This is a genomic window from Actinobacillus minor NM305, from assembly GCF_000175195.1.
Lineage (GTDB): Bacteria > Pseudomonadota > Gammaproteobacteria > Enterobacterales > Pasteurellaceae > Haemophilus_A > Haemophilus_A minor.
This window is the reverse complement of the sequence record NZ_ACQL01000099.1, coordinates 1-18,644: the sequence shown is the minus strand read 5'-3', so window position 1 is coordinate 18,644 and position 18,644 is coordinate 1. Positions and strand designations below refer to the sequence as shown.

General features: G+C 38.4%; 16 protein-coding genes and 1 pseudogene. 13 read left to right on the top strand and 4 right to left on the bottom strand.

What is annotated here, in order from left to right:
• Positions 1-3 precede the first annotated feature (3 nt).
• The 10 genes from AM305_RS06805 to AM305_RS06760 all read left to right on the top strand — a co-directional run bounded on the left by AM305_RS06805 (position 4) and on the right by AM305_RS06760 (position 10,329).
• On the top strand, positions 4-804 hold the full coding sequence (locus tag AM305_RS06805; RefSeq protein WP_005824360.1) for a sulfite exporter TauE/SafE family protein: 801 nt from the start codon (positions 4-6) through the stop codon (positions 802-804).
• A 118-nt stretch (positions 805-922) separates the two neighbouring features.
• The gene (locus AM305_RS06800; protein WP_005824358.1) at positions 923-1,675 is read left to right on the top strand and encodes an SDR family oxidoreductase; all 753 of its coding nucleotides are present in this window, start codon (positions 923-925) and stop codon (positions 1,673-1,675) included.
• Between the two features lie 19 nt (positions 1,676-1,694).
• The gene (gene trpB, locus AM305_RS06795) at positions 1,695-2,891 is read left to right on the top strand and encodes a tryptophan synthase subunit beta (RefSeq protein WP_005824355.1); all 1,197 of its coding nucleotides are present in this window, start codon (positions 1,695-1,697) and stop codon (positions 2,889-2,891) included.
• A complete protein-coding gene (gene trpA / locus AM305_RS06790; RefSeq protein WP_005824353.1) occupies positions 2,888-3,694 on the top strand; it encodes a tryptophan synthase subunit alpha in 807 nt (268 codons plus the stop codon). Before trpB ends, trpA begins: the two co-directional genes overlap by 4 nt.
• A 118-nt stretch (positions 3,695-3,812) precedes the next feature.
• On the top strand, positions 3,813-6,665 hold the full coding sequence (polA, locus tag AM305_RS06785) for a DNA polymerase I (protein WP_005824351.1): 2,853 nt from the start codon (positions 3,813-3,815) through the stop codon (positions 6,663-6,665).
• A 219-nt stretch (positions 6,666-6,884) separates the two neighbouring features.
• Positions 6,885-7,526, top strand: a complete 642-nt coding sequence (gene lolA / locus AM305_RS06780) for an outer membrane lipoprotein periplasmic chaperone LolA (RefSeq protein WP_005824349.1) — start codon at positions 6,885-6,887, stop codon at positions 7,524-7,526.
• A gap of 18 nt (positions 7,527-7,544) precedes the next feature.
• Positions 7,545-7,853, top strand: a complete 309-nt coding sequence (gene trpR, locus AM305_RS06775) for a trp operon repressor (protein ID WP_005819727.1) — start codon at positions 7,545-7,547, stop codon at positions 7,851-7,853.
• The gene (gene mtgA / locus AM305_RS06770; protein WP_005824348.1) at positions 7,840-8,631 is read left to right on the top strand and encodes a monofunctional biosynthetic peptidoglycan transglycosylase; all 792 of its coding nucleotides are present in this window, start codon (positions 7,840-7,842) and stop codon (positions 8,629-8,631) included. Before trpR ends, mtgA begins: the two co-directional genes overlap by 14 nt.
• Positions 8,632-8,692: 61 nt before the next feature.
• The gene (gene nfsA / locus AM305_RS06765; protein ID WP_005824347.1) at positions 8,693-9,412 is read left to right on the top strand and encodes an oxygen-insensitive NADPH nitroreductase; all 720 of its coding nucleotides are present in this window, start codon (positions 8,693-8,695) and stop codon (positions 9,410-9,412) included.
• Positions 9,409-10,329 (top strand): ATP-grasp domain-containing protein, encoded by a 921-nt coding sequence (locus AM305_RS06760; RefSeq protein ID WP_035294174.1) that lies wholly within the window; start codon positions 9,409-9,411, stop codon positions 10,327-10,329. Before nfsA ends, AM305_RS06760 begins: the two co-directional genes overlap by 4 nt.
• A 91-nt stretch (positions 10,330-10,420) precedes the next feature.
• Here the strand turns inward: AM305_RS06760 and lnt are convergent, their stop codons facing one another.
• On the bottom strand, positions 10,421-11,941 hold the full coding sequence (gene lnt / locus AM305_RS06755; RefSeq protein WP_035294178.1) for an apolipoprotein N-acyltransferase: 1,521 nt from the start codon (positions 11,939-11,941) through the stop codon (positions 10,421-10,423).
• Positions 11,942-12,226: 285 nt separating this feature from the next.
• Entirely contained in the window at positions 12,227-13,132 is a 906-nt protein-coding gene (gene corC / locus AM305_RS06750) for a CNNM family magnesium/cobalt transport protein CorC (RefSeq protein ID WP_005824344.1), read from the bottom strand.
• Positions 13,133-13,271: 139 nt separating this feature from the next.
• On the opposite strand from corC, the gene AM305_RS06745 reads away from it, so the two are divergent.
• Positions 13,272-13,877, top strand: coding sequence for a curli polymerization inhibitor CsgI-related protein (locus AM305_RS06745; RefSeq protein WP_005824343.1), 606 nt, complete (start codon positions 13,272-13,274; stop codon positions 13,875-13,877).
• Positions 13,878-13,928: 51 nt separating this feature from the next.
• Here AM305_RS06745 and AM305_RS06740 read toward each other — a convergent pair whose 3' ends face one another.
• Positions 13,929-14,795, bottom strand: coding sequence for a DUF808 domain-containing protein (locus AM305_RS06740; RefSeq protein WP_005824342.1), 867 nt, complete (start codon positions 14,793-14,795; stop codon positions 13,929-13,931).
• Between the two features lie 72 nt (positions 14,796-14,867).
• A complete protein-coding gene (gene rpsO / locus AM305_RS06735) occupies positions 14,868-15,137 on the bottom strand; it encodes a 30S ribosomal protein S15 (protein WP_005597777.1) in 270 nt (89 codons plus the stop codon).
• A gap of 181 nt (positions 15,138-15,318) precedes the next feature.
• Here rpsO and glnE point away from each other — a divergent pair.
• Positions 15,319-18,196, top strand: a pseudogene (glnE, locus tag AM305_RS06730) (bifunctional [glutamate--ammonia ligase]-adenylyl-L-tyrosine phosphorylase/[glutamate--ammonia-ligase] adenylyltransferase).
• A gap of 44 nt (positions 18,197-18,240) precedes the next feature.
• Positions 18,241-18,621: a YacL family protein gene (locus tag AM305_RS06725; protein WP_005824340.1), complete on the top strand. Its 381-nt coding sequence runs from the start codon at positions 18,241-18,243 to the stop codon at positions 18,619-18,621.
• Positions 18,622-18,644: the final 23 nt, after the last annotated feature.

The window sequence follows — 18,644 nt, the reverse complement described above, 5'->3', positions numbered from 1 at the left end:
TAAATGGAAAATCTTTTCATTGAAAATAGTATTATTGCTAATTATTTTATTATAGGGTTATGCCTGTTAGTTGTTGCTTCATTTGTTGCTGGATATATTGACTCTATAGCAGGAGGTGCAGGACTTATTTTAATTCCTGCCTTTTTGATGGTTGGATTACCACCTCAATTAGCTTTGGGGCAAGAAAAACTTGTTAGTACAATTGGTACAATCGCGGCGATTAAAAACTTTATGAAAAGCGATTCTATTATTTGGAAAATTGTTCCTATAGGCATCATTTCGGCTTTACTTGGGGCGTATATTGGTGCTGAAGTAATTTTGATGTTACCAACTCACGTTATTAGTTATATTATTTTCGCTTTTTTGCCTTTAGGGTTAGGGGCAACCTTATTTAAAGGTAAATTAATAAAGCAACAATCAGAAACAACAGAAATAAAAAAATCAATCCTTGCTGTTTTTGTTACTTGCTTAATTGTGGGATTTTATGATGGTTTTTTTGGACCTGGAACAGGTAGTATCTTTATCATAGCTTTATTTATGATAAACAAATTGAGCTTATTACAAGCTTCGGCAACATCAAAAATTTTCAATTTTTCGTCAAATATCGGGGCATTTGTTTCGTTTGCAATAGCTGGAAAAATGGCATTTTTGATTGGTATTCCAATGATTATTGCTAATTTACTTGGTAATCATATTGGTAGTCAGCACGCAATTAAGAGTAACGGAGAGGTTATTAAGAAAGTCTTAATAATTACGGTTGCATTATTAATGTGTACACTTGGATATAAAGCATTAACAGCTTAATTTTAATTGGAGATTTGTGTAAATAACCTTTGCACAAGTCTCCTTATATTTTTACTTGCATAAACCCTTTTTTTGTACTACTTTAGTAGTGCAAACACAAACATGAGAGGATATAAAAATGAAAATCGCATTCGTCACCGGCGCAACATCAGGATTTGGTCGAGCAATTTGTATTAAATTAATTGAAGCAGGTTATAAAGTTATCGGGACGGGCAGACGCGCGGAGCGTTTAGCTGAATTACATTCGCAACTGGGGAATCATTTTCTACCGCTTGCATTTGATATTCGAAATGAAGAAGCGACTAAACAAGCGCTAGCAAGCCTCCCGGAAGGTTGGCAAGCGGTGGATTTATTAGTAAATAATGCAGGATTAGCCTTAGGATTAGAACCAGCCCATCAAGCGGAATTATCCGAATGGCAGCAAATGATTGATACCAATATCACAGGATTAGTGACAATAACACGCTTGATTTTACCGCAAATGGTTGAACGTAATTCGGGGCATATTATCAATTTAAGTTCTATTGCAGGGAATTATCCTTACTTCGGCGGTAATGTGTACGGTGCGACAAAAGCATTTGTTACCCAATTTAGCTTAAATTTAAGAGCAGATTTGGCAGATACAAAAGTACGAGTAAGTAATGTTGAACCGGGCTTATGTGGCGGAACTGAATTTTCGAATGTACGTTTTCGTGGTAATGATGCAAAAGCTGCAGAGGTTTATAAAGATGTTCAATCTATTCAACCTGAAGATATTGCCAATATCGTTTTATGGCTCAATCAGCAACCTGAACACGTAAACATTAACCGTATCGAAGTGATGCCGGTGGCTCAAACCTTTGCCGGTTTAAAAGTTGCAAAAAATCTCTAAAAGAAATTAGGAAAATAATATGTCAGACACACTTCTTAACCCTTACTTTGGCGAATTTGGTGGTATGTATGTACCCGAAATTCTTGTGCCGGTATTAAAACAGCTGGAAAAAGCTTTTGTAGACGCACAGCAAGATCCAAGTTTCCAAGCGGAATTTACTGATTTATTGAAAAACTATGCCGGTCGCCCAACCGCATTAACCCTTTGTCGTAATTTAACCAAAGGAACAAAAACTAAGCTTTATCTAAAACGTGAAGATTTATTACACGGTGGCGCGCATAAAACCAACCAAGTGTTAGGGCAAATTTTATTGGCAAAACGAATGGGCAAAACCCGTATTATTGCGGAAACAGGCGCAGGACAGCACGGTGTTGCGACCGCATTAGCTTGTGCAATGCTGGGAATGCCTTGCGTGGTTTATATGGGCGCTAAAGATGTAGAACGTCAATCGCCGAATGTGTTCCGTATGCGTTTAATGGGAGCAGAGGTTATTCCTGTACAAAAAGGTTCTTGCTCGCTAAAAGACGCTTGTTGCGAAGCGATGCGAGATTGGGCAGCAAATTATGAAACAACTCACTACTTGATTGGTACAGCAGCAGGTCCACACCCGTTTCCGACCATTGTGCGTGAATTCCAAAAAATGATTGGCGAAGAAACTAAACGTCAAATTCTTGAAAAAGAAGACCGCTTGCCTGACGCAGTTATCGCTGCCGTGGGCGGTGGCTCAAATGCGATTGGTATGTTTGCTGATTTTATTGAAGAGACAGCCGTAAAACTAATTGGCGTTGAACCGGCAGGAAAAGGGATTGAAACAGGCGAACACGGCGCTCCGTTAAAACACGGCACAACGGGGATTTATTTCGGTATGAAATCGCCGATTATGCAAGACAAAGATGGACAAATTGAGGAGTCCTATTCGATTTCTGCCGGCTTAGATTTCCCTTCTGTTGGTCCGCAACACGCTTATTTAAATGCGAGTGGACGAGCAGATTATGTTTCAATTACCGATCAAGAAGCGCTTGCTGCTTTCCAAGCCTTGGCAAAAAATGAAGGGATTATTCCGGCGTTAGAGTCTTCTCACGCATTGGCTTATGCTCTAAAACTCATTCAACAAAATCCTGAAAAAGAGCAATTACTGGTGGTAAATCTTTCCGGACGAGGCGATAAAGACATTTTCACGGTTGATAAAATTTTAAATGGAGGGAATGCAGAATGAGCCGTTTTGATCAATGCTTTGCAAAATTAAAAGCGAAAAATGAAGGGGCTTTTGTACCATTTGTTACCTTATGCGATCCCGATTTTGATCGTTCTTGGGAAATTATTGAAACCTTAATCGCAAATGGCGCAGATGCTTTAGAACTTGGCTTTCCGTTTTCTGACCCATTATTGGACGGTCCTGTTATCCAAGCAGCCAATAAGAGAGCATTAGATGGAGGATACAGTACTGACGCTTGTTTTGAATTAATTGCGAAAATTCGTCAAAAGTACCCAGAAATCCCAATCGGCTTACTTCTGTGTGCCAACTTAATTTTTGTGCCAACAGCAGAGGTTTTCTTTAAACGTTGCGCAGAAAATGGTGTTGATGCGGTGTTGATTGCAGATTTACCTGTTTTAGCGGCAGAAGAATTTACCGGCACGGCAAAAAAATATGGCATTCAGCCCGTCTTTATTTGCCCGCCCAATGCCGATCAAGCGACCATTGAAAAAGTGGCAGAATTAACCGAAGGCTATACTTACTTAGTTTCTCGTGCCGGCGTAACCAGTGCTGAAAACCAAGCACATTCGAGTAACTTAGATCACTTAGTCGAAAGTCTCAAGTGGTCAAATTCTGCACCTATTTTGCAAGGTTTTGGTATTGCGAAACCGGCTCAAGTAAAAGAAGCGTTAGCGTTAGGTTGCGATGGTGCAATTTCCGGTTCGGCAATAGTGAAAATCATTGAAGCGAATTTAGATAATCAAACTAAACTATTACAAGAATTAGGGCTGTTTGTGAAGGAAATGAAGGCGGCGACACTTTAGTACTGTAATAACACAAATAGCCAATGTTTAACCTAGTTCGGTTGTGCCGAACTAGGATGATACTTGCATTTTGTTGTATAATCCCTTCCGTAATTAATTAACACATATCGAGATTTTAATGGCTAAAATTGCATCTAATCCTCTTGTTCTTGTCGATGGTTCTTCCTATCTTTATCGAGCTTTCCACGCTTTTCCACCTTTAACCAATAAGAATGGAGAGCCAACCGGCGCAATGTATGGCGTATTAAATATGCTAAAAAGTTTGATTGCTCAAGTTGAGCCAAGCCATATTGCGGTGGTATTTGATGCAAAAGGCAAAACATTCCGAGATGAATTGTTTGAACAATATAAATCCCATCGTCCGCCGATGCCTGATGATTTACGGGCTCAAGTTCAACCGCTTCACACCATTATTAAGGCATTAGGTATTCCGCTGATTTCAATTGAAGGTGTAGAAGCTGATGATGTGATTGGTACGCTTGCCGTTCAAGCGGCGAAAGCAGGTAAAGATGTCTTGATTAGTACCGGCGATAAAGATATGGCGCAGTTGGTTAATGAGCATATTATGTTGATTAACACGATGACAAATACCTTGCTGGATCGAGAAGGGGTCATTGAAAAATATGGCATTCCGCCTGAGCTGATTATCGACTATTTGGCATTGCGTGGCGACTCTTCCGATAATATCCCCGGCGTAAAAGGTGTGGGCGAAAAAACGGCATTAGCCTTATTGCAGGGGATTGGCTCTATTCAGACAATTTATCAAAATTTAGATAAAGTGGCGGAGCTTTCTTTCCGTGGGGCGAAAACATTTGCGCCCAAATTAGAAGCGGAAAAAGAGATGGCAGATCTCTCCTATTTATTGGCAACGATTAAAACGGATGTTGAATTAGAATTTCGCCACGATCAATTAACCACTTCGCCACAAAATCACGATGAGTTGGTGGCATTATTTAGCCAATATGAATTTAAAAAATGGCTAAGTGAAGTAAAAGGTGGTGCTAATCCGGTTACTCAAACAGAAAAAGTAAAAATACCAAATGCTTATGAAGTAACGCAAGCGGTACAAAATGAGCCGACTTTTGCAAAAGTGAATATTGACCGTTCTAAGTATGAAACCATTACCGAAACAGCGGCATTAAATCGTTGGCTTGAGAAAATACAAATGGAGAAATGTATTGCACTAGACACCGAAACCGACTCGCTTGACTCGATGCGTGCTAATTTAGTTGGAATCTCATTGGCGCTAGCTAGTGGTGAGGCTTGTTATATTCCGCTAGCGCATAAAACATTGGTTACAACTTCAGCTGGGCAAGGCGATTTATTTTCTTCTGAAATGGAAACCGTGGGGTATGAGTTAGCAAAAAATCAGCTAAATTTGACCGCTTGTTTAGCGCAATTAAAGCCGATTTTAGAAAATCCGGAAATTAAAAAAATCGGGCAAAATATTAAATATGATTTAACCGTTTTCGCTAATCACGGCATTAACGTGCAAGGTGTGGCGTTTGATACGATGCTGGAATCTTATACCTTAAATAGTACCGGTCGTCATAATATGGACGACTTATCGGATCGCTATCTTGGGCATAAAACCATTGAATTTGAAGCCATTGCAGGTAAAGGTAAAAATCAACTGACTTTTGACCAAATTGAAATTAGTACCGCAGCAGAATATGCCGCCGAAGATGCGGATGTTACGATGAAACTTCATCAAGTTTTATGGTCGCAATTAGTACAAGAGCCAACTTTAGTTAAGTTATTTGATGAAATTGAGTTACCGCTGGTTAGCGTACTTTCTCGCATTGAGCGTAACGGTGTGTTGATTGATCCTGCTAAATTAAAACAACAATCTAGCGAAATTGAACGCCGTTTAGCAGAGTTAGAACAAGAGGTTCATAGTGAAGCCGGCTCAGTGTTTAATTTAGCCTCAACCAAACAGCTTCAAGAAATTCTCTTTGAAAAGTTAGGCTTACCGATTTTGAAGAAAACGCCGAAAGGGGCGGCTTCAACAAATGAAGAAGTGTTAGAGGAATTAGCAATGATGGGGCATCGTGTGCCAAAATTGTTAATCGAGCATCGAGGATTGAGCAAACTTAAATCGACTTATACGGATAAATTGCCGTTAATGATTAATGCTAAAACAGGACGTGTGCATACTTCTTATCATCAAGCTGTAACGGCAACGGGGCGTCTTTCTTCAAGTGATCCGAATTTGCAAAACATTCCAATTCGAAATGAAGAGGGAAGACGTATTCGCCAAGCATTTATTGCTCGTAAGGGCTATAAAATCGTGGCAGCGGACTATTCACAAATTGAGCTACGCATTATGGCACATTTGGCAAATGATGAGGGAATGTTGAAAGCTTTCGCAGAAGGGAAAGATATTCACCGTTCAACAGCTTCAGAAATTTTTGGCGTGCCATTAGATGAGGTAACAGGCGAACAACGCCGTAATGCAAAAGCGATTAACTTTGGCTTAATTTATGGTATGTCTGAATTTGGCTTGTCTAATCAGCTCGGTATTTCCCGAGCCGATGCAAAGCAGTATATGGAAGCTTATTTCAACCGTTATCCTAATGTTTTACAATTTATGACGGATATAAAAGCAAAAGCTGCAGAAAAAGGTTATGTCGAAACTTTGTTGGGCAGACGCTTATATTTACCGGAAATTAAGTCTAGTAATGCAATGCGCCGTAAAGCGGCGGAACGGGTCGCGATCAACGCACCAATGCAAGGAACGGCAGCAGATATTATTAAAATTGCGATGATTGGCATTGATCGTATTATTCAACATTCCGATGAAATCAAAATGATTATGCAAGTTCACGATGAATTGGTGTTTGAAGTGAGAGAGGATAAAGTTGAACATTATTCTGCGCTGATCAAAGCAGAAATGGAAAAAGCCATTCAGTTAAGCGTTCCTTTAATTGCAGAGGTCGGCATTGGCGATAATTGGGATGAGGCTCATTAATTTAATATGATTTGCTAATAATTTAATTACATTTGTAGGGGCAGGGTTTATCCCTGCCCGAATATTACTAATTGTTTACGGGTGGGGATAAACCCCACCCCTACGAAAAAAATTAAATATTTGTGCGAATGTTACATAATACCGTATTATTACCTCAAGGAACTAGATAACTAATTCAATGGTCAAAGAGAAAAATCTTTGACATAAAAAGGACAACAAATGAAACAAATTATGAAAAAATCATTATTCGGATTAGCATTATTTTCTTTAGCTGGCTCAGCTTTCGCTGATGCTCAGGCTGTTGCAGAGTTACAAAATCGTTTAGAGAAAGTAAGTCAGTATAGTGCAGACTTTGATCAAACTGTGCGTTCAAGCAAAGGGAAACAAATCCAATCCGGACAAGGTAAATTTCAAGTTAAACGCCCAAATTTATTCCGCATGGATACAAAATCGCCACAGGAAAACTTAATTGTTTCTGACGGTGCAAATTTATGGTTTTATGACCCTTTTGTTTCACAAGTTACGGTAAACACGGTGCAAGATGCGGTAAATAATACGCCGTTTGTGCTACTGACCAGCAACAATAAAAGCCATTGGGATCAATATGATGTTACCCAAAATATGGATTCTTTTGTGCTAAAACCAAAATGGAAAAAAAGCAGTTTAAAACAATTTGATGTGCGTATTGATGCCAATGGTGTAATGAAAGGCTTTAGTACCATTGAGCGTGATGGACAAAGCAATTTATACGTTTTACGCAATATCACAACGGCAAATGTTTCTTCTGATTTATTCAAATTTAGTGTGCCAAAAGGTGCAGAATTAGATGATCAGCGTGGTGGAAAGAAAGCGAAAAAATAATTTGAGTAAGCGGAGTCTATGAAAACGGTTTATCATCAACGAGATCCTAAAGAGTGGCAACAGTTTGTGACCTTATTACGTCAAGCGGTTGCCGAAGATAAATTAACAGAGTTTTTTGAGCTTTTCTTAACAGCGGATGAGCGAGGTTCGCTCGGTTTGCGTACTCAAATTGTGGAACATTTATTAAAAAATGAATCATCACAACGTGAAATTCAGCAAAAATTGAATACCAGTGCGGCAACCATTACGCGTGGTTCGAATATGCTCAAAACATTAGATCCGCAATTTTTAAATTGGGTTAATGAGAAACTAAATGGCAAAGCGTAGAAAAAGTCGCAAAACGAATGGCATTTTTAACCGCTTGTTTTCAATGACCGTGGACTATTTTATTCCTAAAGAGATTTCAAGCAAATTAGGCTGGGCATGGTTTGGTTCTAGTCGAATTGGAGGGCCTATTTTAGGCGGCTTATTTGTCGTTATTTTGTTATTCAGCGTTATACCTGTTCCCTACTCTTCTTATATGCTACAACAAAAAGTCGGGCATTTAATTGAAGGGAAAAGTTATCAAATCAAAAAACGCTGGGTTGGACTTGATCAAATTTCTTGGCAAATGCAGATGGCTGTGATTGCTTCGGAAGATCAAAAATTTGAAAGCCATTTCGGCATTGACTTGAATGCCATTCAAGTTGCTTTAGAGCGAAATGCAAAATCGAAGAAAATTCGTGGTGGCTCAACGATTTCACAACAAACAGTCAAAAATATGTTTTTATGGCACGGACAAAGTTGGTTGCGTAAAGGTATTGAATTACCTTTAACCTTTGTGATTGAGAATGTTTGGGGCAAAGAGCGTATTTTAGAGGTTTATCTTAACATCGCTGAATTTGGCAAAGGCATTTTTGGGGTTGAGGCTGCTGCACAAACGTTTTTTAGAAAATCAGCGAAGCAGCTTACGTTACAAGAATCTGCTTTATTAGCGGCATCATTACCTAATCCATTAATTTACCGAGTGGATAAGCCCGGTCCAACGATGCGGAAAAGACAGGCATGGATTGTTCGACAAGTTTCAGCGCTTGGCGGTAAACAATATCTGGATAAACTGGAATAAGATAAGCGGTTTGATTTGTGATACATTTTGCAAATCTTACCGTTTTTTAATAGGAGGCAATATGCAAAGTAAATCTGCACTTGAGACAATTCTATCTCATCGTTCTATTCGTCAATTCACTCAACAACCGATTTCTGCAGAGATTATCAATACGCTAATTGATTCAGGCAGATGTGCCTCAACTTCAAATCATTTGCAATGTATTTCGATCATTCGAGTAACTTCACCAGAAATTCGTCAAGGATTTAGAGAGATTACGCAAATGGCATATGTGTCAGATGCGGCGGAATTTTGGGTATTTTGTATCGACTTTTATAAACACAAACAGCTTGTGCCGGATGTTCAACTAGATTGGGCTGAAGTAAGCTTAATTGGTGGTGTTGATGCTGGTATTATGGCGCAAAATGTACTCGTTGCAGCCGAATCACTAGGATTGGGTGGCGTTTATATCGGTGCTTTGAGAAATGATATTGAAAAAGCCGCTTCGTTGCTTAATTTACCTGAACATTGTGTGCCACTGTTTGGGTTATGTTTAGGTTATCCTGCGCAAGATCCTGCATTAAAACCACGTTTACCACAAACTTTGATGTGCTATGAAAATCAGTATCAACCTTTAGATCAAAAAGCGTTACAAAGTTATAATCAAACGTTATCGGCATATTATCAACAAATAATAGGCGAACCCCAAGAGTGGCAAGCTGCGATTAAAAAAACATTAGTGAAGCCGGTGCGCCCACATATTCTTCCATTTTTTCAAAAGCAAGGGCTTCTAAAAAAATGAGATGGTTAATGCTTTGCCGAGAGCCTCGCTTATATAGCTGCCAACGTTTAAAAGAAGCTTGTGAAAAACAGGGCATTCAATTAGATATTCTTGATCCGAATCGAATGTTATTAAGGCTTAATATTGAACAAGGTAAACCGGTATTTCAGCTTTTTTATCAAGAAGGAGAGCGATACGATAAAAATCGTAAGCCAGCATATTTATTGCCTGAATATGCTGCGGTATTACCTCGATTTGGTTCATCAAGCACAGAAATGGGCTGTCGGGTTTTACAACATTTTGAAAGCCAACAGATCAAAGTATTAAATCGAGCTGAGGCTTTTCGTTTGGCTCGCGATAAATGGCAAAGTTTGCAAAAATTATTAGCAAGTGATATTCCCGTGCCTATGAGTAGTTTAGCCGGAAGTGAGGTAAGTAATACTGAATTATTAGCATTACATCAATATCCTTTGATTGTGAAAACCTTGTCAGGCTCACAAGGTGTTGGTGTGATGTTAATTGAAAATCAGCGAAGCGGGCAGAGTATATTAGATACATTAAAGCAAGCTAATCTTCCTGTATTAACGCAACATTTTATTGCGGAGAGCAAAGGACAAGATATTCGGGCATTTGTGATAGGAAATCAAGTGGTTGCCGCTATACAGCGCCAGAGTTCAGAGGGGGAGTTTCGCGCTAATTTGCATCAGGGCGGTTCAGCTAAAAAAATTGAGCTCGGTGAAACAGAAAAGCAAATTGCTCTCAATGCGGTTAAAGCTATTGGATTAGACATTGCAGGTGTAGATCTCTTACGTTCTCATCATGGAACAGTCGTTTTGGAAGTCAATGCAAGCCCTGGACTTGAAGGCATTGAAACAGCAACAGGGCTTAATATCGCCAAAATGATGGTCGATTATTTGCTGGATATGAAGTCTAAATAAACTTATTCAAATTAAGCGAGCTAGACTGATAATAAACCCTATGCAAGCTAATCAAGCTGTATAGGGTTCTTTTATCGGTGGCTATTTTTATTTAGCGTTTAGATAAATAGCTAAATTTTTTAATAATCCAACCGCTTACCAAAATCAATAAACTCAATCCATAAATGATCCAATTTCCCCATTGACTAAAAGGTGTTGAACTTATCGTTGGAGAAATTTGAGTTGTTAATACATTCGCTTCAAATTGAGGAAGTTGGGCAGCAACACTACCATCTGCATTTACAACAGCTGTAATCCCCGTATTTGCCGCGCGAAGCAATGGCTTCCCTAATTCTAATGCACGCATTCTTGCCATTTGAAAATGTTGCCAAGGCCCGATAGATGTACCGAACCAAGCATCATTGGTAATTGTTAATAAATAATCGGCATGAGCATCTTTTTGGTTTTTCTGAACTTGATCCCCAAAGATAATTTCATAGCAAATTGCTGTATTGAAACGATGATTTTTAGCTTCAAGCGGCGATTGAATAAAATGACCTTGAGAAAGATTGATTGGTAATACAAAAACCTCTCGCATCCAATCTAGCAAGTTTCCAAAAGGGACGTATTCCCCAAAAGGGACAAGATGGTGTTTATTGTATCGTGCCACCTTATCAGATTGATAAGGTTCATGATTAAGCACAATTGCACTATTAAACAACGCATTTTGGCTATTTTGGTAAAGGGTTCCCATAATGATGTCGCTATCTTTATCACTTGCCACTTGTTGAAGTGTGCGAATAAGCGGCTGTATTTGGCTCTCTAGTGCAGGAATCGCCGATTCCGGTAAAATCACGACATCGCTTTTTCCTAGTAGAGGTGTAACTAATTGAAGATAAGTTCTTACCGTGTAATCAAAATGCTCAGGATCCCATTTCATTTTTTGTTCAATATTTCCTTGCACCAAGCTTACTGTAAGGGGGGATTTTTCTGTATCTGTTTCAACAAAAGAGAATAATCGAGTTGCACAAGCCAATGCTAAAACAAACGCAATAGCTGTGCTGGAAATCATTGTTTTACCTTCGTTTTTAACTAAAAGCACGAGGTAACCGGCAATAAGCATAACAAAAAAGGTTAGCCCTTCTACACCGAAAATTTGAGCAATATTAGCGAATGGGGTATCAATTTGGCTATAACCAAATTGTAACCAAGGGAATCCGGTAAATACCACACCACGCAAGTATTCAGTAAACGTAAAAAGGCTAGCAAGGGCAAATGGATTTTTAATTTGGAATCGTTGTGCAATAAATGCAAACATAAGTGGGTAAAGTGCTAAATAGCAAGCTAGCAAGAAAACGGCTAAATAACTCACAATTAATGGTACGCCACCGAATTGAATCATGCTCACATGGATCCAATTTACACCAATGCAAAAATAGCTAACCGCCCAAATAAAGGTTGCCCAAAGTGCTGTTTTACGTTGTGTTAGTGTCGCTGCCCAAATTAGCCCAAATGCAGAAAAAAATGCAATGAATGAATAATCAAAAGGGGAATAGGCAAAGGTACCGATTGCACCTAACAGTAATGCCAAAATACAAGCGGTGAAAAAAGAGGGATTTTTTACAAAATTCATAATAAAGTCATCTAAAAAATCAATATTATGTAGCAATTGCACAGAAATAATTTAGTTTAAAGTTCTTTGCTCCCTCCGTGTACGGAGGGAGCTGCCGAAGGCTGAGGGAGGGAAAAGGGATGTAATGATAGAAAGTGAAATGTTTTCCCTCCCCCCTATCCCCCCTCCGTAAACGGAGGGGGAGAAGTTAAATGAAATTTGAGCAAATGTTACATAGTACCGTAAAAAATTAAGCACACAAAGTGGCTTATTAGTAATATAGTTATAAAGTCCAACTTTAAAAAGTTACTCTTCAACAGAATCGTTTTTCTGATTTTCCATTTTTTCTAATAATTCATCAGAAACCGTAACGCGAAGTTGAATTAGGCGGCGACTGTCAGCTGAGGTTACTTTAAAATCAATCCCTTCAAGTTGGATTTGTTCCCCTCTTTGCGGTAAATGCCCACAAGCCTGCATAACAAGCCCCCCAACAGTATCAACCTCTTCATCTGTGAACGATGTTGCAAAGAACTCATTAAATTTCTCAATATCCGTAAGCGCTAATACAGCATAGGTATGTCGAGAAAGTTGGCGAATTGGCTCTATTTCTTCTTCATCAAATTCATCTTCAATGTCGCCGACAATTTGTTCTAAGATATCTTCAATGGTTACTAAACCTGAAACCGCACCAAACTCATCGACCACAATCGCCATATGGAAGCGTTCAGAGCGGAATTCTTTTAACATTCTATCAACGCGTTTGCTTTCCGGCACAATTACGGCAGGGCGAAGAATAGCTTGCATATCAAAGGCTTCGGCGTCTAGGCGGAGATATTTTAATAAATCTTTCGCTAGTAGAATACCTTGAATGGTGTCTTTACCATCATCTAAGATCACGGGAAAGCGAGAGTGTGCGGACTCGATAATAATATCAACACAGGCTTCAAGTGGTAAGCGAGAGTCAATCGAAATAATTTGAGGACGAGGAATCATAATATCACGCACACGAAGCTCAGAAATTTCCATGACGCCTTCAATCATCTCTTTTGTATCGCTATCAATTAGTTCGTTTTCAACGGAATCACGAATAACCTCGACTAAATCTTCACGATTTTTAGGCTCTGATTGAAATAAACCGCTAAATAGCGATTGAAGAAACGGTTTCTTTTCTGATTTATCTTGTGAGCTTAAGCTCTGATGTTCATCACTCATATAATGTCCTATTTAAAAATTTGATCTGATTTTCCCATAATTTAAGCAATTTGATAATAAAATTATTTCTATTTTTTGCAAATTAGCATAGCATAGACACTAAATTTTATTATTTATTTCATCTTAAGAGGATTTATCAATGAAATTAGTTAAGATTGCAGTAGCAACAGCAGCAATGGTTGTGAGTTCAGTTTCCATGGCGGGAGCATTGACTTCATCCGATACCGTTGAGATTTTAGCATTTGATGGTCAATATGTGAAAAAAGGCTCTAAAATCCAAATCAATGATACCCAGCCTCACCAAGTTGTAGTAAGTGTTGGCGATATCGTAAATGGTAGTTATTTTTCTTTAGACCCTATTGTTTTAACCTTTAATGGTTCAACGGAAGATACAAAGATTACCGTGCCGCAATTCCGTAATGCCTATGATGTAAATAAATTTAAAAGTCAACCTGTTTTTAGCATTGAAACGGCATCAGGTAAATCACTTGAATATAAACAAGATAAGTTAAAAGGCGATGGTTTTGCGCCAAATAGTCGCGTAGAGGATAACTTAGCAAAATATAATGCCGGTAAAGGTGTTGCAGCGGTGCCTGCATTCGCAAATGCAGTACTGGAAGCGAAAGGACAAATGGTTGTTGAAGTAAAAAACGTAAAAGAAGAGCAACTTCAGCTTCTATTCTCAAAAGCAGATAAAGAAACGCAAAAACGTTTCTTAGAATGGGCAAAGCAAAACGTTAAATAGTTTTCTTGTGATAAAAAGTCGATTTGTGTATGCAAATCGACTTTTTTGATATTAGACAGATTTTTTACTAAATAGCTTAAGTAGAGGTAAAATAATGGCACAAGCAATAGCACCAACGATAATCCCTACGACAAAATCTACGCCGCTGGTTAAATAGCTTGGTAATGCAAGCTCTTCAGCAAAGTGATGAATGGCAGGCACATTGTGTGAGAAAATGCCTCCACCGACCAAAAACATTGCAATTGTTCCAATCACAGACAGCCCTTTCATAAACCAAGGCATGATGAACAAAAGGCTTTTACCAATAAATTGTTGAATGCTACTTTGTTTCTGAATAAGCCATAAACCAATATCATCTAGTTTAACAATAAGTCCAACTAAGCCGTAAACAAAGAATGTAATACCGATGCCGATAGCAGAAAGAGATAATACTTTGGTTAGCGTTGTGCTTTCTTGTAATACGCCTAATGCAATGATGATAATTTCAGCCGATAAAATAAAGTCTGTACGAATAGCGCCTTTAATTTTATCTTCAATTGAGGTTTGTTCTTCTCCAGATTGGTGTTCTTCGTGTTTGTGTAAGAATTTGTGTAAAAGTTTCTCAACACCTTCAAAGCAGAGATAAGCGCCCCCAATCATCAATAAAGGTGTAATGGCTTGTGGAAGATAGACAGAAAGCAATAAAGCCAAAGGAATAAGAATGACTTTATTGATGAAAGAGCCTTTTGCTACGCCCCAAACAATGGGTAATTCCTGCTCTGGAGAAATATGTTTGCCACTTACTTGATTAGCATTTAAGGCAAGATCATCTCCAATAACGCCAGCTGTTTTCTTTGCTGCAACCTTAGTCATTACGGAAACATCATCAAGTACTGCTGCGATATCATCTAATAAAGTAAATAAAGAACTAAAAGCCATAATTCATATTTCTTGTGTGAGTTATAAAAAAACCGAGCAAATTTGCTCGGTTCCCATTCCAAATATTTGAAATTAGCGACGTAAACCTAAACGTGCGATAGTTTCTGAATATTTAGCAAGATCAGTACGTTTTAAGTAGTCTAATAATTTACGACGGCGAGAAACCATACGTAATAAACCACGACGACCGTGGTGATCTTTTTTGTGCTCAGCAAAGTGTGCTTGTAAGTGGTTGATTTGTGCTGTTAATAATGCAATTTGAACTTCTGAAGAACCAGTATCTTTTGCATCACGACCAAATTCAGCAACGATTTTTGCTTTTGCTTCTACGCTTAGAGACATTTTTAATTTCCTTTTTGTTAAGGGTTGATAATACATCAATAGCCGATCTCTAACTCAGCTATGACAAGGAGCGATGATTTTACGAGCAAATAAAGAATAAATCAATAGATGAAGGAAATTATTGCTATACGATTTAACAAAATGTACATTAACCAAAGTGAATTTTATTACGGGTTTAAATATGTCTATTCCATTTGATGTACTTTCTGAAAAAAATAACGAAGGCAATTTGCAAAATCTTTCTCAAAATCAACCGCTTGCAATAGCGGTAGCAATGTCTTCTTTTTTGAAACGAACATTACAAACCCAGCCAGAATTATTAGCGCATTGGCAAGTTTCTCCACCCTCTATTGAGCAGTGTGGTAATTATGCGACAAAATTAGCAGAGCGATTACAAGCGGTTGAAAATGAAGAACATTTAGCAAAAGTGTTGCGGCATTTTCGCCATCAAGAAATGGCTGCATTGAGTTATCTCCAATCCAATAAATTAGCAACGGTAGAATTTATTTTCCAACATCTGTCTGATTTGGCCGAAAGTCTTATTTTAGCTGCTCGAGATTGGTTATATCAGCGTTGCTGTGAGGAATATGGCACACCAATGAATATGTTGGGAGAAGCGCAAGAACTACTGATTTTAGGTATGGGGAAATTAGGTGGACGAGAGCTTAATTTTTCTTCAGATATTGATTTGATTTTTGTGTATCCGGATGCCGGTGAAACGGTTGGTGGCCGTAAACCGATTGAAAACAGCAAATTTTTTACCCGATTAGGTCAGCGCTTAATTCGAGCTTTAGATGAAATTACCGTAGATGGCTTTGTGTATCGCACTGATATGCGTCTTCGCCCTTTTGGCGATAGTGGTGCATTAGTTCTCAGCTTTGCTGCAATGGAAGATTACTATCAAGAACAAGGGCGAGATTGGGAACGCTATGCGATGATTAAGGCGAAAATTTTAGGCGAAGATCTAACCAATTTAAATCATCGCTATTTAAAACAAATGCTACGTCCGTTTGTTTATCGCCGCTATTTGGATTTTAGTGCGATCCAATCATTGCGTGAAATGAAGTTAAAAATTAGCCGAGAGGTTGTTCGCCGTCATTTAACCGATAACATCAAATTAGGTGCTGGTGGTATTCGAGAGGTTGAATTTATTGTGCAAACCTTTCAAATGATTAGAGGCGGAAGGGATAAAATTTTACAAGAGCGTAGTTTACTTTCGGTGTTGCCGCAATTAGCACAGTTACATCTGCTGACAAATGTTCAGGTTGATCAACTGCGTCAAGCTTATCTTTTCTTGCGCCAAGTGGAAAATATCTTGCAAGCAATTGATGATAAACAAACGCAAACATTGCCTTCAGATGAGGAAGATCGCCAACGAATTATTTTTGCTACGCAATCGTACTTGATTGAAGGAAATGGGGAATCTCAAGTTGTTCAGTATGAAATGAATACGTGGCAGGATTTTCTTGAGGTGCTATCTCAGCATCAGCGCAATGTCCGAGCAGTTTTCAATGAATTGATAGGGGAGGAAGAGGCGGATGAGGAGAATGAAAAATTATCCGTTTGGAAAGATATTCTTCACTATGAAATAACCCAAGAAGAGCTTAATTTAGTTTTACAAGATTATCCTGTGGCAGAGCAAGATTATCCGGAGATTTTCCAACGATTATCTTCCACTTTCCAAGATTGGGTTAAACGAGCAATTGGGGTTCGAGGGCGAGAGGTTTTACGTTCACTTATGCCAAAAGTGTTAGATACTGTTTGTTTACAGCCGAATTATTTAGTATTACTACCTCGTTTGTTGAATATTGTTGATAAAATCACAACACGAACAACTTACTTAGAGCTACTTTTAGAGAAAGAGCAAATCTTGCCACAACTTGTTCATTTATGTGGACAATCGATTATGATTGCAGAGCAGATTGCTCGTTATCCAATGTTGCTTGATGAGCTTATTAGCAATAAAGGGCTTACTCAGGTTTTAGAACTAAACGAGTACCAAAAAGCATTACAAGAGTATTTAATCCGTATTCCCGAAGAAGATGAAGAGGCTTTGATTGATAGCTTACGTCAGTTTAAGCAAAGTCAGATTTTACGTATAGCCTCTGCGGATATTTTAGATGTCTTGCCTGTTATGAAAATCAGCGATCATTTGACCTATTTAGCGGAAGCCATTATTACTGCGGTGGTTAATATGGCGTGGAAATCAGTGGGGCAACGTTTTGGTTATCCGGAACATTTAGCGGAAGGTGAGCAAGATTTTGCCGTAATTGGTTACGGAAAATTAGGGGGAAATTGAGTTAGGTTATAACTCGGACTTAGATTTAGTCTTTTTGCATAATGCCCCAGAAAATAGTGAAACGGTGGGGGGCAAGAAATCTATTTCAAGCCATCAGTTTTATTTAAAACTTGCGCAAAAAATTAATTCCATTTTTAATCTAAATACCAGTGCCGGTGTTTTGTATGAAGTCGATATGCGTTTACGTCCATCGGGGGAGGCAGGATTGCTGGTTAGCACATTTAACGCTTATGATTTCTATCAGAAAAATGAGGCTTGGACGTGGGAGAGTCAAGCATTAGTTCGAGCAAGATGTGTTTATGGTTCAGCAATATTAAGAGAAAGATTTGAGCAAATTCGCCAAAGTACGTTATCAAAAATAAGATCAAGCGGTCAATTAAAGCAAGATATTTGCGAAATGCGTGAAAAAATGTATCAGCATTTAGCAAATACCAACCAAGCTCAATTCCATTTAAAAACGGATCAAGGCGGTATTACCGATATAGAATTTATCGCACAATATTTGGTACTCGCTTATTCACATCAATATCCTGATATGGCAATTTGGTCGGATAATGTGCGCATTTTTGATGCTGCGATGGCTTGTCATATATTAACAGCGGAGCAAGGAAATGAAATGAAGCGCTGTTATACATCTATTCGTAATCGAATTCATCACTTAAATCTTTTACGAAGTGAAAGTATTGTGAATGCAGATGAGTTTGTGGAAGAAAGGGCCTTTGTTCAACAAATGTGGTTGCAAATTTTTACCGAAAAATAACCGCTTGTACGTTATAATGAGATGAAATTTTATAAGGAGGAAGTATGGAATACCAATTTACTCACACTATGCACGGTGTAATTGCTCGTTGCTCAATGGATCACGAAGCATTTGCCCGTTGGTTAAATAGTGAAATTGTTGGTAATGGTACAAAAGCGCTTCATTCTATCTTAAACGAAATTGAACATTGTAAAAGTATCTATCCGAATAATTATGAGTGTGTTTTTGAAGGTAAAGAATACAGCCTTTATTTCAATAGCGATGAAGTGATGGTAAAAGCCAATAATTTAGATGATGCTTTTGATGAGCAAGAGATGGAAGAAGGATTGCAATTTTATAATGAGGAAAGCATTGCATTTTGTGGTTTAGATGATTTTGAAATGTTTTTAAAGGCTTATCAAAAATTTATCCAAACTTACCATTAAAAGAGCGCTATTATATAATTTTA

What these genes read in the sequence shown, in the direction of transcription:
- nfsA (WP_005824347.1), top strand. Translation starts at nt 8,693, where the DNA reads ATGCAAAGTAAATCTGCACTTGAGACAATTCTATCTCATCGTTCTATT.
- AM305_RS06725 (WP_005824340.1), top strand. Translation starts at nt 18,241, where the DNA reads ATGGAATACCAATTTACTCACACTATGCACGGTGTAATTGCTCGTTGC.
- AM305_RS06800 (WP_005824358.1), top strand. Translation starts at nt 923, where the DNA reads ATGAAAATCGCATTCGTCACCGGCGCAACATCAGGATTTGGTCGAGCA.
- AM305_RS06805 (WP_005824360.1), top strand. Translation starts at nt 4, where the DNA reads ATGGAAAATCTTTTCATTGAAAATAGTATTATTGCTAATTATTTTATT.
- trpB (WP_005824355.1), top strand. Translation starts at nt 1,695, where the DNA reads ATGTCAGACACACTTCTTAACCCTTACTTTGGCGAATTTGGTGGTATG.
- AM305_RS06740 (WP_005824342.1), bottom strand. Translation starts at nt 14,795, where the DNA reads ATGGCTTTTAGTTCTTTATTTACTTTATTAGATGATATCGCAGCAGTA.
- rpsO (WP_005597777.1), bottom strand. Translation starts at nt 15,137, where the DNA reads ATGTCTCTAAGCGTAGAAGCAAAAGCAAAAATCGTTGCTGAATTTGGT.
- polA (WP_005824351.1), top strand. Translation starts at nt 3,813, where the DNA reads ATGGCTAAAATTGCATCTAATCCTCTTGTTCTTGTCGATGGTTCTTCC.
- trpR (WP_005819727.1), top strand. Translation starts at nt 7,545, where the DNA reads ATGAAAACGGTTTATCATCAACGAGATCCTAAAGAGTGGCAACAGTTT.
- mtgA (WP_005824348.1), top strand. Translation starts at nt 7,840, where the DNA reads ATGGCAAAGCGTAGAAAAAGTCGCAAAACGAATGGCATTTTTAACCGC.
- corC (WP_005824344.1), bottom strand. Translation starts at nt 13,132, where the DNA reads ATGAGTGATGAACATCAGAGCTTAAGCTCACAAGATAAATCAGAAAAG.
- AM305_RS06745 (WP_005824343.1), top strand. Translation starts at nt 13,272, where the DNA reads ATGAAATTAGTTAAGATTGCAGTAGCAACAGCAGCAATGGTTGTGAGT.
- lolA (WP_005824349.1), top strand. Translation starts at nt 6,885, where the DNA reads ATGAAACAAATTATGAAAAAATCATTATTCGGATTAGCATTATTTTCT.
- lnt (WP_035294178.1), bottom strand. Translation starts at nt 11,941, where the DNA reads ATGAATTTTGTAAAAAATCCCTCTTTTTTCACCGCTTGTATTTTGGCA.
- trpA (WP_005824353.1), top strand. Translation starts at nt 2,888, where the DNA reads ATGAGCCGTTTTGATCAATGCTTTGCAAAATTAAAAGCGAAAAATGAA.
- AM305_RS06760 (WP_035294174.1), top strand. Translation starts at nt 9,409, where the DNA reads ATGAGATGGTTAATGCTTTGCCGAGAGCCTCGCTTATATAGCTGCCAA.